This window comes from Lutibacter agarilyticus (genome assembly GCF_900188235.1).
Classification (GTDB): Bacteria; Bacteroidota; Bacteroidia; order Flavobacteriales; family Flavobacteriaceae; genus Lutibacter; species Lutibacter agarilyticus.
Map to the genome: position 1 here is coordinate 325,470 of NZ_FZNT01000002.1, position 14,631 is coordinate 340,100.

A 14,631-nucleotide genomic window follows, 5' to 3' on the forward strand; every position below is an offset into this window, starting at 1 on the left:
CTTTTATACATAAAAAAAGGGCGTCTAAAAATAAATTTAGACGCCCTTTTTTAGTGTGTTTTTATAAAATTATTACTCCACCGTAACAGATTTTGCTAAGTTTCTTGGCTGATCTACATTACAACCTCTCATTACTGCAATATAGTAAGACAATAATTGTAAAGGAATTGTAGTTAATAAAGGTGTAAATGGCTCTAAAGTATCAGGAATTTCAATTACGTGATCTGCAATAGCTTTAACTTGCGTATCTCCTTTAGTTACAATAGCTATTATTTTTCCTTTTCTAGATTTTATTTCTTGAATATTACTTACAACCTTTTCATAATGACCTTTTTTAGTAGCTATTACAACTACTGGCATAGATTCATCAATTAAGGCAATAGGCCCGTGTTTCATTTCCGCTGCAGGATAACCTTCCGCATGAATGTATGAGATTTCTTTTAACTTTAAAGCACCTTCTAAAGCTACTGGAAAATTATAACCTCTACCTAAATACAAACAATTTGGAGCATCTTTATAGATTGCTGCAATTTTTTCAACCTCCTTATCAATTTTCAATAATTCTTCAACTTTAGAAGGAATTATACTCATTTCTTGAATATAATTATGATAATCAGATATTGATATTTCTCCTTTTAGATGCCCTAATTTTAAAGCAATTAATGAAAGTACTGTAATTTGAGTTGTAAATGCTTTTGTTGAAGCTACTCCAATTTCTGGACCGGCATGTGTATAAGCACCTGAATCTGTTTCTCTTGCAATAGAAGAACCAACTACATTACAAATTCCAAAAACAAAAGCACCTTTAGATCTTGCCAATTTAATAGCCGCCAATGTATCTGCTGTTTCACCTGATTGTGAAATAGCAATTACAATATCATCTTTATTAATTACAGGATTTCTATACCTAAATTCAGAAGCATATTCAACTTCAACAGGTATTCTAGCTAAATCTTCAAATAAGTATTCTCCAACCAAACCTGCATGCCAAGATGTTCCGCAAGCTACAATTACAATTCTTTTTGAATTTAAAAATTTGGTAATGTTGTTATCAACACTTCCCATTTTAATAATATCCTGATCTGGCAACAATCTACCTCTATAAGTATCTACAATAGCATCAGGTTGTTCATGAATTTCTTTGAGCATAAAATGGTCAAAACCACCTTTTTCAATTTGATCTAAATTCAATTGTAACTCTTGAATATCTGGAGCAACAACTGCATTTCCATGAATTTTTCGAACTCTAATTTCTTTATTTAGTTTAATAATCGCTAATTCTTCGTCATCTAAATAAATAGCATCTTTTGTATATTCAATAAATGGTGAAGCGTCTGAAGCTATAAAAAACTCTTTATTATCATCTCCAATTCCAATAGCAATAGGGCTTCCAAGTCGTGCAACAATTATTTCATCAGGTTTACTTCTATCAAAAACAGCAATTGCATAAGCACCAACAACACTTCTTAAAGCTATTTGTACAGCGTACCCTAATTTGCATTTATTTGTCTTTTTTACTTCTTCAATTAAATTAATTAATACTTCTGTATCAGTATCGCTTTCAAAAGTATAACCTCTTTTAATTAATTCTTTTTTAAGGGTGTCGTAATTTTCAATAATACCATTATGTACAACCACTAAATTACCACTATTTGAGACGTGTGGATGTGAATTTACGTCATTTGGTACTCCGTGTGTTGCCCAACGGGTGTGTCCTATACCTAAAGTTCCTTTGGTATTATTTTTTTCGGAAATTTCTCTTAAGTCTGCTACTTTACCTTTAGTTTTATATAAACCTCCTTCATTAATTTCATTAGCTAAAACAATTCCGGCACTATCATACCCTCTATATTCTAAGCGTTGTAAACCGTTAATAACAATAGGGTAAGCTTCTCTAAAGCCTAAATAACCTACAATTCCACACATAGCATTTTAATTTTTAATTATTTATTTTAGAATAGAATATATCTAATTTTACTCTTTTATCTTCAAAGTCAGGATTTTGATTGTAAAGAACTACTCCTTTTGGTGACCAGCTGTATTCTTTAATTGTGGTATCTACTGTGCTAGTTGGTGAATCAGTTGGGTTATATACTTTAATGCCAATTGTAACTAGTTCATCAGGATCTTCAGATAATAAAACTTGAGAAATGTAATCTGTAATTGAGAATACATATTTATAAGGATTTCCGTCATCATCATACTCTAAACTAGCTCCAACTGTAGCTATACCTTCGGTCATCATATCCAAAATCTGCTCATTGTCTTCGTAATTATAAATAAATAATCGACCCGGAGCAATATTACTAGATGCATTTTGATCAACAAAAAAGGTTAAGGTTGCTCCTGTAATTAAGTACATATTTTCTCTAATTTCAGGTAAGTCTTGACCTTCAAATAAATCAATAGTAGCTAAAGAACCTGCAGCTCCTTGCACGTACAATCTGTCAGGACCACTTTCTTGAATATTTGAATTATCTCTTTCTAGAACATTTGACCTAGTGGTGCCAAAATTAAAATTGTATGATTGCTTAACTCTAACTACGCCTTCTCCAGTAACACCATCGCCATCTTTATCTTCATCTGTAGCTTCATCTTCATCATTAGAGTAATAAATGGTCATTTTTGAATTTGCCATAGACAAAGAGATAAGGTGAGACTCATTACTATTAGTTGCAGTAGCTTCTAAATAAAAACCTCTGAAATAACGTATAAATTCGTCCACAGAAGAAAATTCTGAACCAGAAGCGTTGTCAACGAATAGTTGTTGAATCATCGCTTCGTTTAATGGTAATTTTATAGTTGGAATTGAACTCGTTTCCTTTATAGTATCAGTATCATAAACGGTAATTCCATCAGGCATATATCTTTTTATATACGCAACGGTATCATTTGAGTTTACTTTAAAGTTTTCAGTAAAAAAAGGTGTTGATGATTTTTGAAAAACTTTATCTGAATAATAAACCATTGGTTTTGATGGATCTGTAGGGTCTAATGTATTTAAAAAAGTTTCTAACTCGTACACACTTAATTTAAAATCCTGATCTGTATTTCCAATAATTGAATCTATTTCAAAAACAGGCTTACCATCATCAGCATCATCTTGTGCTGTAACCTGATAAGGAATATAAATAATTACTGAATCAATTGCAGCATTCTCTCCATACGTATATAAATCACCTACAGCAGGTGGAATTATTTGAGATACTAAAGATCCTTTCAACGCTCCAAACTCGGCATCTGAATATACTCCCAATAAGTATTGAGGCAGACCGTTGGCTGGAACTCTTAAAACATTTTCAGTACTTGTGGTTGTTTCAGCAACAAAGTCACCAATGGAAAACTTATTGTTATCTATAATATCAACTCCAATATTTTTAATTTCTTTTTCACAAGAAACTATTGTAAAAAATACGATGGAAAAAAAACCAACGTATTTTAAAAAAGTTACAACTTTTGTAGTCATATATATTTTCTGATTTTTTATTGTAAAACTTGAGTTAAGTAAAAATCTGTATAAGCACCTTCAAATTCTTCCTCTGAAAAATATTCAAGTACCGGTTTTTCACTTTTACTTAAATATGCTGTTAGTTCTTCTGGTAATTCTTGACTTGCTTTAATTACAGCATCAGAATGCTCCACAGCGTTTATTAATAAATTAGTGTAGTTTGGGGTTGCTATTGTTTGAGCTTTTGACTCGTCAATTTCATCAAATTTCACTTTTTCAAGGAATTGATCATTTAACGTCCCCTCAAAACCATTATTGTAAAGCGAAGTAATTATTTTACTATCTGCAAATAATGGATCATTTTTATAATATTCTTTAATGTATAAAGGTAATAAAGAAGCCATCCAACCGTGCACATGAATAACATCTGGAGACCAATTTAATTTTTTTACGGTTTCTACAACTCCTTTTGCAAAAAATATGGCTCTTTCATCATTGTCTTCAAAAAGGTTATTATCCTCATCAGTAAACAATGCTTTTCGCTTAAAATACTCATCATTATCAATAAAATAAACTTGCATTCTTTCTTTTGGAATTGAAGCTACTTTAATTATTAATGGCATATCCATATCGTTTATAACCAAGTTCATACCCGATAAACGAATAACTTCATGCAATTGATGTCTTCTTTCGTTAATTAAACCGTATCTCGGCATAAAAATTCGGGTTTGCCCCCCCTTTCCGTGAATCATTTTAGCCACTTCAAATGAAGTAGTTGATAATTCGTTTTCAGGTAAATAAGGCACAACTTCTGAAGAAACAACCAATACTCGCTTATCTTTCATATTTCAACTCTTAATTTTAAAGATTATGCAAAATTACGAAAATTTATACAGTTTTTAGCTTTAAAAATGTAAGTTTGCACGCTTTTAACGTTTATTAACAAAAGAAAATGTTAGTTTTTGCTAAAATAAAATCTGTACAACAAAAAATTGAGTCGTTAAAGAAAGGAACTACTGTTGGTTTTGTACCAACAATGGGTGCTTTACACCAAGGACACTTATCGCTTATTGAGCAAGCAAAAAAAGAAAACGACCTAGTTGTTGTTAGTATTTTTGTAAATCCAACTCAGTTTGACAACTCCGAAGATTTAATCAACTACCCTAAAACGATTGATACAGATTTATCACTTTTGAAAGCTGTATTTTGTGATGTTGTTTTTACACCATCTGCAAATGAAGTTTATGCAAACAACGTACAATCAGCGGCATTTAATTTTGATGGTTTAGAACATCAAATGGAAGGTAAATTTAGAAATGGGCACTTTGATGGCGTGGGTACAATTGTAAAACGGTTGTTTGAAATTGTAACACCAACAAAAGCATACTTTGGCGAAAAAGACTTTCAACAATTACAAATTATTAGAAAAATGGTTGAAAAAAACCAACTATCTGTTGAAATAATTGGATGTCCTATTTACCGTGAAAAAGACGGCTTAGCTATGAGCTCTAGAAATGAAAGATTGACAAAAAAGCACAGAGCAATAGCTCCTTTTGTTTACAAAACATTAAAACAAGCTAAAATAGAGTTTGGCACAAAAAATGCTTTAGAAGTTATAAATTGGGTTGAAAATAAATTTAAAAAACAGCCTTTATTAGAGCTAGAATATTTCGAAATTGCCAATGAAGATGATCTTCAAACAATAAAAAATAAAAATGAAAAGCAAAAACACCGGGCTTTTATAGCTGTTTTTGCAGGAGAAATTAGACTTATAGACAATATAAGTTTATAAATATGAATACATTAACACAAAATTATTAATTTTGCACCATGCAAATACAAGTAGTAAAATCAAAAATTCACAGAGTTAAGGTTACCGGAGCCGATTTACAATATATTGGTAGTGTAACCATTGATGAAGACTTAATGGATGCAGCGAATATTATTGAAGGTGAGAAAGTTCAAATTGTAAATATTAACAATGGCGAACGCCTTGAAACGTATGCAATTGTTGGACCTAGAAAAAGTGGAGAGATTACACTAAATGGTCCTGCAGCCAGAAAAGTAGCTAAAGGAGATATTATTATTATTATTTCCTACGGTATTATGGACTTTGAGGAAGCTAAATCATTTAAGCCTTCTCTTATTTTTCCAAATGAAAACGATAATATGTTAACATAGTTTGAACAAAAAAATTAAAAAAACCAGTTTAATAATACTCCCAATAGCATTGGGAGTATTTTTGATTTGGTACTCTATTTCCAAGCTGTCACCTAGCGATATTCAATCTATAAAAACATCGTTTCAAACAGCAAATTATTGGTGGGTAGCATTGTCACTTACGTTTGGTATTCTCAGTCATTTATCACGGGCATATCGCTGGCAATTTTTATTAGAACCTTTAGGTTATAAGCCAAGATTCGCAAATAGTGTAATGGCAGTATTAATCGCTTATTTATTAAATTTATTCATCCCTCGTTCAGGTGAATTCGCAAGAGCTGCTACTATAAAAAAATACGATAAAATTCCTTTTGACAAAGCTTTTGGAACTATTGTTGCAGAGCGTGTCGCGGATGCCATTATGCTGCTTTCTATTATTGGAATTGCCTTTTTTTTACAAACCGATTTAATAGGAAGCTATCTTTTTAAAGACAAGGCAGAAAGTAGTATTTACTCAAAAATATTCTTTTTTGTAGTACTTCCTTTAGTTGGTTATATTGGTTACCGATTTTTAAAAAAATCTAACAACCCCTTTATTATTAAAGTAATTTCATTTGTAAATGGTTTAGCTGAAGGTGTAATTAGCATTTTGAAAATGAAGAAAAAATGGTGGTTTATTTTGCATACGCTGTTTATTTGGATGATGTACGTACTTATGTTTTACGCCGTAACATTTGCTTTGCCTGAAACTACTAATTTACCTTTTGAGGCCATTATTGTAGGTTTTGTTGTTGGCGGTTTAAGTATGGCTTTAACAAATGGTGGCTTGGGAACTTACCCTGTATTTGTGGCTAGCGCACTCGTTTTATACAATGTTCCTAACAATCCTGCCTTAGCTTTTGGTTGGATAATGTGGACCGCACAAACTGTGATGGTAATCATATTTGGACTGTTATCTTTTCAACTGATTCCTATTTATAATAAATATAAAAAATAGTTCCTTTTTCTTTCTATATTTACGTTTTTCAAATACGTAAATATGGCCAAAACTAAAACTTCTTTTTTCTGTCAAAATTGTGGTTCACAATATGCAAAATGGATGGGACAATGTAAATCTTGTAACGAGTGGAATACTATTGTTGAAGAAGTTATTCAGAAGGAAGAAAAACGAAACTGGAAACAAACTACCAGTACTAAAAAAGCAAATAAAGCTTTAAAAATAAACGAAATTTCTTTAGATAAAGAAGATCGAATTTCAACACGAAACAACGAATTAAATAGAGTTTTAGGGGGTGGAATTGTAAGAGGCTCTATGCTGTTGCTAGGTGGAGAACCCGGAATTGGAAAATCAACTTTACTGCTTCAAATTGCATTAAATATTCCAAAAAAGGTATTGTATGTTTCAGGAGAAGAAAGTCAGTCGCAAATAAAAATGCGTGCCGAGCGTTTACAAATCGCCAATACCAATTGTTTAATTTTAACAGAAACCAATACGCAAAACATTTTTAGAGCTATTGAAGAAGTGCAACCAGATGTGGTTGTAATTGACTCTATACAAACCCTTCATACCGAATATATTGAAGCTTCACCAGGCTCGATTTCTCAAATTAGAGAAACCACCGCTGAGTTAACAAAATTTGCTAAGGAAACAGCTACTCCAGTACTTCTAATTGGCCATATAACCAAAGATGGAAACATTGCTGGACCAAAAATTTTAGAACATATGGTTGATGTTGTTTTACAGTTTGAAGGCGACAGAAATCATACCTACCGAATTTTAAGAGCTAATAAAAACCGATTTGGATCTACGGCTGAATTAGGAATTTACGAAATGCAAAGCATAGGCTTACGTGAAGTTGACAATCCTTCAGAAATATTAATTTCACAAAAAGAAGATGATTTAAGCGGAACAGCCATTGCCGCAACCCTTGAAGGAATGCGACCTTTAATGATTGAAGTACAAGCACTAGTGAGCACCGCTGTTTACGGAACACCTCAAAGATCTGCAACTGGTTATGATTTAAAACGTTTAAATATGTTATTAGCAGTTTTAGAAAAACGCGCCGGGTTTAGATTAGGCGCAAAAGATGTTTTTTTAAATATTGCTGGTGGTATAAAAGTGGATGATCCAGCTATAGATTTAGCTGTAATTTCAGCTATTTTATCTTCAAATGAAGATGAAGCCATTCCGCAAGATTATTGCTTTGCCGCCGAAATTGGTTTAGCAGGTGAAATTAGACCTGTAAACCGTGTTGAGCAACGGATTTTAGAGGCTGAAAAACTAGGTTTTAATAAAATATTTATTTCAAAATTTAATAAAATTAGCAACACCAATCACACCATTAAAATTGTAAAGGTTACAAAAGTTGATGATATTTACGCAAACCTATTTGCATAAAAAAAGCCGAGTATTGTACTCGGCTTTTCAATTTTTATAATTTTATGCTCTTATTTTTTATTTGCTGTAACAATATATTTCTCCAAAGCCATTGTCATTGAAGGCGTCTCAGGAGTTGGAGCTTGTATATTACATTTTAAACCTGCATCTTGAGCTGCTTTTACAGTTGTATTTCCAAATACTGCAATTCGCGTATTTTTTTGTTCAAATTTAGGGAAATTCTGAAATAAAGAATCTATCCCTGAAGGACTAAAAAATACTAAAACATCATAAAATACATCTTCTAAATCTGAAAGGTCACTTACTACTGTATTAAATAAAATAGCTCTTTTCCAATTTACACCTAATTCATTTAACGTATCAGGAACTATGTCTTTTAACTTATCTGAAGAAGGTAATAAAAACTTTTCGTCTTTATATTTTTTAATCAATTTCGCTAATTCTGGAAATGTACGAGTACCTACATAAATTTTACGTTTGCGATATACTACGTATTTTTGTAAATAGTAAGCAACAGCTTCTGACTGACAAAAATATTTCATAGAATCTGGCACTGTAAAACGCATTTCTTCGGCAACTCTAAAAAAATGATCTACCGCATTTCTACTTGTTAAAATAACTGCAGTAAAATTGCTTAAATCTATTTTTTGAGCTCTAACAGCTTTAGCCTCTACACCTTCAACATGAATAAAAGGTCTAAAATCTATTTTTACTTTTTGCTTCTCTGATAATTCAATATATGGTGAATTTTCCGTTTTAGGAGCTGGCTGGGAAACCAAAATTGTTTTCACTTTCATAAACTTCAATTTTGTCTTAAATAGTTAATTTTAAAATAATTACTAAGGGTGCTATTTCAAGTGCGCAAAGGTACAAAATAAAATATAACAAGTTATTAAAAATGAGCTTTTTATTGTTTCTAATTACCCATGCATAGCGAACTAACAATAAAAAAACAAAAAGAATTAATGTTATTCTTGAAAAAATAATTTTATAGTTATCTGTATAAAATAAAAATAATAAAAAAGGCAAAATACTTATACACAGACTATTAAGGTAATTTGTTTTTTCATAAACCATTTTTTTATAAATTTCACTTAAATTGAAAATAGATGCTAAAAACACCCCTATTAAATATCTTAAAGCAAAATATAAAAAAACTCCAGCTAGTATTATCAAAAAATTATAAAGGTTTAAAGTCTTAAAAGTTGGTTTTAAATAAGCTAATAATTCATAAAAAAGCAAAGAAAACACCAAAAGTTGAATCACAAAAAATAAAATTTGAAACATATTAAATATATTTCTATTCTCTTTATTAGCATAAGTAGCAAAATTTTTTTTGGAAAAAAAAAGGGTGCTTGTGTAGTTTAATCGCTCGCTAAAAGACAGCTTAATAACTACTAAAATTATAAAAATAGTAAGGAATATTAAGGCAATCCAATCGTTATTTTGAGAAATTATTTCTTTTGCTTCAAACATTCACTAAGTTCTAATTTTTAACGCAAAATTAGTAATAAATTGTTTTATCTTTGCGCACTAATAAATTTATATGTCAAATACGCTTGTTATTATACCTACCTATAATGAAAAAGAAAATATTGAAGCTATAATTGATGCTGTATTTTCACAAGAAAAGCAATTTGACATTTTAATTGTAGACGATAATTCACCTGATGGTACAGCTACAATTGTTAAAAAGTTAAAACTGAAGTTTTCTAATTTATATTTAGAAGTTAGAAAAGATAAAAGTGGCTTAGGAACAGCATATATTCACGGGTTTAAATGGGCTTTAAATAAAAAATACGATTACATTATTGAAATGGATGCTGATTTTTCGCACAACCCAAAAGATTTAATACGATTATACAACGCCTGTGAAATTGATGGCGCCGATTTTTCAATAGGTTCTAGATATTTAAATAATAAAATAAATGTAGTAAATTGGGATTTTAAACGGTTATTTTTGTCTTATTTCGCATCAAAATATGTGCAAATTATAACTCAAATTCCTATTTTTGATACAACCGCTGGTTTTGTTTGCTACAAACGAACCGTTTTGGAAAGTATTAATTTAGATAAAATTAAATTTATAGGGTATGCGTTTCAAATTGAAATGAAATTTAAAGCCTGGTTAAGAAAATTTAGATACAAAGAAGTTTCGGTTATTTTTACCGATAGAAAAGAAGGAACATCAAAAATGAGCAGTGGTATAATTTCAGAAGCTGTTTTTGGTGTAATAAAAATGAAGTTACAAGGATTGCCAAAATAAAGAAAAAGATTATGGGGTTAACACTTATTAAAAATGCTAAAATTGTAAACGAAGGTGCAATTTTGGAAGGTGATGTTTTAATTGATGGAGAACATATTATTGATATAGATACTTCAATAAGTTCAAAATCTGCAAATACTATAATTATTGATGCCGAAGGAAAATATTTACTTCCTGGAGCTATTGATGACCAAGTTCATTTTCGTGAGCCTGGTTTAACAAAAAAAGCAAACATAGAAACTGAAAGTAGAGCTGCTGTTGCTGGTGGTATTACTTCTTTTATTGAAATGCCAAATACCGTTCCGCAGGCAACTACTCAAGAATTACTGGAACAAAAGTTTGAAACTGCTTCAAAATCATCGTATGCCAACTATTCATTTATGTTTGGCGGTACTAATGATAATTTAGAAGAATTGTTAAAAACAGACCCTAAAAATGTAGCAGGTATCAAATTATTCTTAGGTTCTTCAACAGGAAATATGTTAGTTGATGACGAAAAAGTATTGGAAAAAATATTTTCTTCAACAAAAATGTTAATTGCTGTGCATTGTGAAGATGAAGCAACCATTAAAGCTAATTTAGAAAGCTATTTAGAAGAGTACGGAGAAGATATTCCAATTGATAAACATCCTAAGATTAGAAGTGAGCAGGCTTGTTATTTATCCTCTTCAAAAGCCATTGAATTGGCAAAAAAAACGGGTGCACGTTTACACGTATTCCATTTGTCTACTGCCAAAGAAACAGCACTTTTTTCGAACAAACTTCCTGTAGAGAAAAAGAAAATTACTGCTGAAGTTTGTGTACACCATTTATGGTTTGATGAAAGTGATTATGCCGAAAAAGGAACCTATATAAAATGGAATCCTGCCGTTAAAACGGCTAAAGATAAAGAAGGGCTTTGGAAAGCTTTATTAGACGATAGAATTGACGTAATTGCTACAGACCACGCACCACATACTAAAGAAGAAAAAAATCAGGTTTATACAAAAGCTCCAAGTGGCGGACCTTTAGTTCAACACGCATTACCTGCATTGTTAAAAGCACACCGACAAGGAAAAATATCCATTGAAAAAATTGTTGAAAAAATGTGCCATAATCCTGCAAAAATTTTCCATATCGAAAAAAGAGGGTTTATTAAAAAAGGTTTTTATGCAGATTTAGTGTTGGTTGATATTGCTTCACCTTGGACAGTAAACAATGATAATATTTTATACAAATGTGGTTGGTCTCCTTTTGAAGGCACAACTTTTTACTCAAAAATTACGCATACTTTTGTAAATGGAAACTTAATTTACAAATCTGGAACGTTTAATGATACCATTAAAGGAAAACGCTTAGTGTTTAATAGACCCAATGAATAAAATTATTTACATATTTTTTATAAGCCTTTTTTTAATGAATTGTACCAGTAATACAATTATTAAAAAGCCTGATAATTTAATTTCTAAAGATCAAATGGTTGATGTTTTAACCGATTTATTTTTAGCTACTGGCGGAAAAAATATTAAAAACATTCATTTACAGCGTAATGTTAATTATTACCCATTAGTGTACGAAAAATATCAAATTGATAGCACACAATTTAAAGAAAGTAACTTTTATTATACTTCAAAAATTGATGAATATGATAAAATTTTAAAACGAGTTGACGATCGATTAAAAAAATTAAGAAAGCAATTTGAAGACGAAAAAAACGTACAAGATTCCATTAAAAGAATGAAAAGGGATTCGCTTCAAATGAAAAAAAGTAGAACAATTGAATAAATTGGTTAGCTAGAAATTCCTAGCCAATTTGTAAGTTCTTTTAGAAACAACTTTCTTATAATTTTATTATTTTCGGGTATTCTCAATTCGTTTTACCCCTTTTTGTAAAACCCACAAACCTCCTTAATGGTTTTAGAAAGGGGCTCAAACTTAAAATCAAGTGATTTTATTATTTTTTCTGAAGAATAAAACCGACTGGTATGAATAGTTTCTGCAGTATTTTTCGATAATAATGCGGGCTTTCCTGTAAGTATTGATTTAACTTTTTCTAAACGCCAACCCATTTCACTCATTAATTTTGAAACTTTTATACTTGGTGGTTTTTTATCGAAATTTTGAGCAATTTCAGTAAATATACTTTTAAAAGATTGGTTTTCTGAAACTAAAATAAAACGCTCATTTTTAACAACACTTTTCATTAATTGAAGCATTGCCTTTACCACATCATTTACTGCAACATACCCTGTAATGCCTTCCGTATAAAATTTAAAACCTTTATGTATTTTGCTAAATAGTTTTCCTGAACCACTAGCCCAAAATCCAGGTCCAAGTATTACTCCAGGATTTACAATTACAACCGGAACACCTTCTTGTGATGCCCTCCAAACTTCCATTTCGGCACCATATTTTGTAATGGCATAACCATAATTACTTTTTTCAATATCCCATTCTGTTGTTTCATCAATAAAATTTCCATTCAAAGATTTTCCAACAGCGGCTACCGAACTTACAAAACATAATTTTGTAACTTTATTTTCAATACAAAAATTAGCAATATTCGCGGTGCCATCAATATTAATTTTTCGCATCGCTTTGTAATCCTTTTTACCAAAAGAAATCAACGCTGCGGAATGGTATACTTCTGTCACATTTTCAAAAGCAATTTCTAAGGAAAAAACATCTGAAATATCAGCTTCAATCCATTCAATTTTATGGAATAACGCTTCAAAATTGGTTGAGTAATAACTAAAAACATTTTTTACAGCTTCTAAATTGCTGTTTTTTCTGTGAATGGCTCTTATCTTATCATTTTCTAAAGAAAGTTGATACAATAAATGCGACCCTACCAATCCTGTTCCTCCGGTGACTAAAATCATAAAACGAATGTAACAAAAATGTTTGTTTAAAGGTATTTCTACAACTAAAATTTTATCTTTGCGCAAATTAAAAATTTAGAGAATGAATTTTGTTGAAGAATTACGTTGGAGAGGCATGTTACACGATATTATGCCTGAAACTGAAGACTATTTATTAAATAACAAAACTGCAGGTTATATAGGATTTGATCCAACTGCAGATTCACTTCATATTGGTAGTTTAGTTCCTATCATTATTTTAATGCATTTTCAAAAAGCGGGTCATAATGCCATTGCGTTGGTTGGTGGAGCTACAGGAATGGTTGGAGATCCTTCTGGAAAATCGGATGAGCGTAATTTACTAGATGAAGAAACATTGGCAAAAAATGTTGCTGGTGTAAAGGGACAATTAGAACGTTTTTTAAAGTTTGATAGCGCTGTTGAAAATCCTGCAGAATTGGTAAACAATTACGATTGGATGAAAGATATTTCGTTAATTGATTTTGTGCGTGATGTAGGTAAACATATTACTGTAAACTATATGATGGCGAAAGATTCTGTAAAAAAACGTTTGGGATCTGATTCACAAACTGGAATGAGTTTTACTGAATTTACGTACCAATTATTTCAAGGATACGATTTTTACCATTTGTACAAAGAAAAAAATGTGAAGCTTCAAATGGGAGGTTCAGATCAGTGGGGAAACATTACTACCGGAACTGAATTGGTGAGGCGTAAAGCACAAGGAAAAGCTTATGCTTTAACTTGTAAATTAATTACAAAAGCTGATGGAAGCAAGTTTGGAAAAACTGCAGGTGGAAATATATGGTTAGATGCAGAAAGAACTTCACCTTATAAATACTACCAATACTGGTTAAACTCATCTGATGAAGATTCAGAAAAATACATTAAGATTTTTACGTTTTTAGATAAAGAAACTATTGAAAACTTAATTGCTGAACACAAAGAAACACCGCACTTACGTTTACTTCAAAAGAGACTTGGAGAAGAAGTTACCGTTATGACACACGGTAGAGAAGCGTATGACAATGCCATAAAAGCTTCAAATATTTTATTTGGAAAATCTACTGCTAACGATTTAAAAAGTTTAGACGAACAAACATTTTTAGATGTTTTTGATGGTGTTCCTCAGGCCGAAATTGAGCGCTCTGTTGTTGAAAACGGATTGGATATTGTAGCTGCTTTTGCTGAAACTGGTTTCTTAAAATCAAACGGTGAAGTGCGAAGAGCCTTAAAAGAAAATTCAATTTCTGTAAATAAAGAAAAGGTAAAAGATGATTTTGTAATTTCTACAAATGATTTAATAGCCGATAAATTTGTGCTACTACAACGCGGTAAAAAAAGTTATTTTTTATTGAAAGTTGTATAAATAACTTACTAATATAATTTTAAAAAGACTGCTGAAAGCGGTCTTTTTTACTTCAATAACGTCACCCTAAACTTGTTTCATGGTCTCATCATATTAGTACCATCGTTTGTTATATTTTTCTTTTCCATT

The 14,631-nt window shown here is 30.9% G+C and carries 14 protein-coding genes; 8 read left to right on the forward strand and 6 right to left on the reverse strand.

Annotated elements, in window-relative coordinates:
• Window positions 1-72 precede the first annotated feature (72 nt).
• From glmS to CHB67_RS04110, 3 genes are read right to left on the reverse strand one after another with little or no spacing between them, the layout of a single operon-like run.
• A complete protein-coding gene (glmS, locus tag CHB67_RS04100; RefSeq protein ID WP_089380471.1) occupies window positions 73-1,926 on the reverse strand; it encodes a glutamine--fructose-6-phosphate transaminase (isomerizing) in 1,854 nt (617 codons plus the stop codon).
• A 13-nt stretch (window positions 1,927-1,939) separates the two neighbouring features.
• Window positions 1,940-3,466: a DUF4270 domain-containing protein gene (locus tag CHB67_RS04105; RefSeq protein WP_089380472.1), complete on the reverse strand. Its 1,527-nt coding sequence runs from the start codon at window positions 3,464-3,466 to the stop codon at window positions 1,940-1,942.
• A gap of 17 nt (window positions 3,467-3,483) precedes the next feature.
• Window positions 3,484-4,293, reverse strand: coding sequence for a glycogen/starch synthase (locus CHB67_RS04110; RefSeq protein WP_089380473.1), 810 nt, complete (start codon window positions 4,291-4,293; stop codon window positions 3,484-3,486).
• A gap of 107 nt (window positions 4,294-4,400) precedes the next feature.
• Here CHB67_RS04110 and panC point away from each other — a divergent pair, with 107 nt between their 5' ends.
• The 4 genes from panC to radA are packed head-to-tail and all read left to right on the forward strand — an operon-like array spanning window position 4,401 to window position 8,006.
• Window positions 4,401-5,240, forward strand: a complete 840-nt coding sequence (gene panC / locus CHB67_RS04115) for a pantoate--beta-alanine ligase (protein ID WP_089380474.1) — start codon at window positions 4,401-4,403, stop codon at window positions 5,238-5,240.
• A 38-nt stretch (window positions 5,241-5,278) separates the two neighbouring features.
• Window positions 5,279-5,629: an aspartate 1-decarboxylase gene (gene panD, locus CHB67_RS04120; RefSeq protein WP_089380475.1), complete on the forward strand. Its 351-nt coding sequence runs from the start codon at window positions 5,279-5,281 to the stop codon at window positions 5,627-5,629.
• A gap of 1 nt (window position 5,630) precedes the next feature.
• On the forward strand, window positions 5,631-6,605 hold the full coding sequence (locus tag CHB67_RS04125; protein WP_089380476.1) for a lysylphosphatidylglycerol synthase transmembrane domain-containing protein: 975 nt from the start codon (window positions 5,631-5,633) through the stop codon (window positions 6,603-6,605).
• 42 nt (window positions 6,606-6,647) lie between these two features.
• Window positions 6,648-8,006, forward strand: coding sequence for a DNA repair protein RadA (gene radA, locus CHB67_RS04130; protein WP_089380477.1), 1,359 nt, complete (start codon window positions 6,648-6,650; stop codon window positions 8,004-8,006).
• Between the two features lie 50 nt (window positions 8,007-8,056).
• Here radA and CHB67_RS04135 read toward each other — a convergent pair whose 3' ends face one another.
• Complete coding sequence (locus CHB67_RS04135; protein WP_089380478.1) at window positions 8,057-8,803, reverse strand: uroporphyrinogen-III synthase; 747 nt, start codon at window positions 8,801-8,803, stop codon at window positions 8,057-8,059.
• 16 nt (window positions 8,804-8,819) lie between these two features.
• The gene (locus CHB67_RS04140) at window positions 8,820-9,482 is read right to left on the reverse strand and encodes a DUF4271 domain-containing protein (RefSeq protein ID WP_089380479.1); all 663 of its coding nucleotides are present in this window, start codon (window positions 9,480-9,482) and stop codon (window positions 8,820-8,822) included.
• Between the two features lie 70 nt (window positions 9,483-9,552).
• Here CHB67_RS04140 and CHB67_RS04145 point away from each other — a divergent pair, with 70 nt between their 5' ends.
• The 3 genes from CHB67_RS04145 to CHB67_RS04155 are packed head-to-tail and all read left to right on the forward strand — an operon-like array spanning window position 9,553 to window position 12,036.
• Complete coding sequence (locus CHB67_RS04145; protein ID WP_089380480.1) at window positions 9,553-10,272, forward strand: polyprenol monophosphomannose synthase; 720 nt, start codon at window positions 9,553-9,555, stop codon at window positions 10,270-10,272.
• Between the two features lie 11 nt (window positions 10,273-10,283).
• On the forward strand, window positions 10,284-11,633 hold the full coding sequence (locus CHB67_RS04150) for a dihydroorotase (protein ID WP_176461209.1): 1,350 nt from the start codon (window positions 10,284-10,286) through the stop codon (window positions 11,631-11,633).
• Between the two features lie 34 nt (window positions 11,634-11,667).
• Window positions 11,668-12,036, forward strand: a complete 369-nt coding sequence (locus CHB67_RS04155; protein WP_176461210.1) for a DUF4296 domain-containing protein — start codon at window positions 11,668-11,670, stop codon at window positions 12,034-12,036.
• A 92-nt stretch (window positions 12,037-12,128) separates the two neighbouring features.
• Here the strand turns inward: CHB67_RS04155 and CHB67_RS04160 are convergent, their stop codons facing one another.
• Window positions 12,129-13,133 (reverse strand): NAD-dependent epimerase/dehydratase family protein, encoded by a 1,005-nt coding sequence (locus CHB67_RS04160; RefSeq protein ID WP_089380675.1) that lies wholly within the window; start codon window positions 13,131-13,133, stop codon window positions 12,129-12,131.
• A gap of 82 nt (window positions 13,134-13,215) precedes the next feature.
• On the opposite strand from CHB67_RS04160, the gene tyrS reads away from it, so the two are divergent.
• Window positions 13,216-14,502, forward strand: coding sequence for a tyrosine--tRNA ligase (gene tyrS, locus CHB67_RS04165; RefSeq protein WP_089380483.1), 1,287 nt, complete (start codon window positions 13,216-13,218; stop codon window positions 14,500-14,502).
• Window positions 14,503-14,631 lie beyond the last annotated feature (129 nt).

Bases quoted from the DNA above. Each gene is read 5' to 3' on its own strand.
- glmS (WP_089380471.1), bottom strand. From the start codon at position 1,926: ATGTGTGGAATTGTAGGTTATTTAGGCTTTAGAGAAGCTTACCCTATT.
- CHB67_RS04105 (WP_089380472.1), bottom strand. From the start codon at position 3,466: ATGACTACAAAAGTTGTAACTTTTTTAAAATACGTTGGTTTTTTTTCC.
- CHB67_RS04110 (WP_089380473.1), bottom strand. From the start codon at position 4,293: ATGAAAGATAAGCGAGTATTGGTTGTTTCTTCAGAAGTTGTGCCTTAT.
- panC (WP_089380474.1), top strand. From the start codon at position 4,401: ATGTTAGTTTTTGCTAAAATAAAATCTGTACAACAAAAAATTGAGTCG.
- panD (WP_089380475.1), top strand. From the start codon at position 5,279: ATGCAAATACAAGTAGTAAAATCAAAAATTCACAGAGTTAAGGTTACC.
- radA (WP_089380477.1), top strand. From the start codon at position 6,648: ATGGCCAAAACTAAAACTTCTTTTTTCTGTCAAAATTGTGGTTCACAA.
- CHB67_RS04135 (WP_089380478.1), bottom strand. From the start codon at position 8,803: ATGAAAGTGAAAACAATTTTGGTTTCCCAGCCAGCTCCTAAAACGGAA.
- CHB67_RS04140 (WP_089380479.1), bottom strand. From the start codon at position 9,482: ATGTTTGAAGCAAAAGAAATAATTTCTCAAAATAACGATTGGATTGCC.
- CHB67_RS04145 (WP_089380480.1), top strand. From the start codon at position 9,553: ATGTCAAATACGCTTGTTATTATACCTACCTATAATGAAAAAGAAAAT.
- CHB67_RS04150 (WP_176461209.1), top strand. From the start codon at position 10,284: ATGGGGTTAACACTTATTAAAAATGCTAAAATTGTAAACGAAGGTGCA.
- CHB67_RS04155 (WP_176461210.1), top strand. From the start codon at position 11,668: ATGAATTGTACCAGTAATACAATTATTAAAAAGCCTGATAATTTAATT.
- CHB67_RS04160 (WP_089380675.1), bottom strand. From the start codon at position 13,133: ATGATTTTAGTCACCGGAGGAACAGGATTGGTAGGGTCGCATTTATTG.
- tyrS (WP_089380483.1), top strand. From the start codon at position 13,216: ATGAATTTTGTTGAAGAATTACGTTGGAGAGGCATGTTACACGATATT.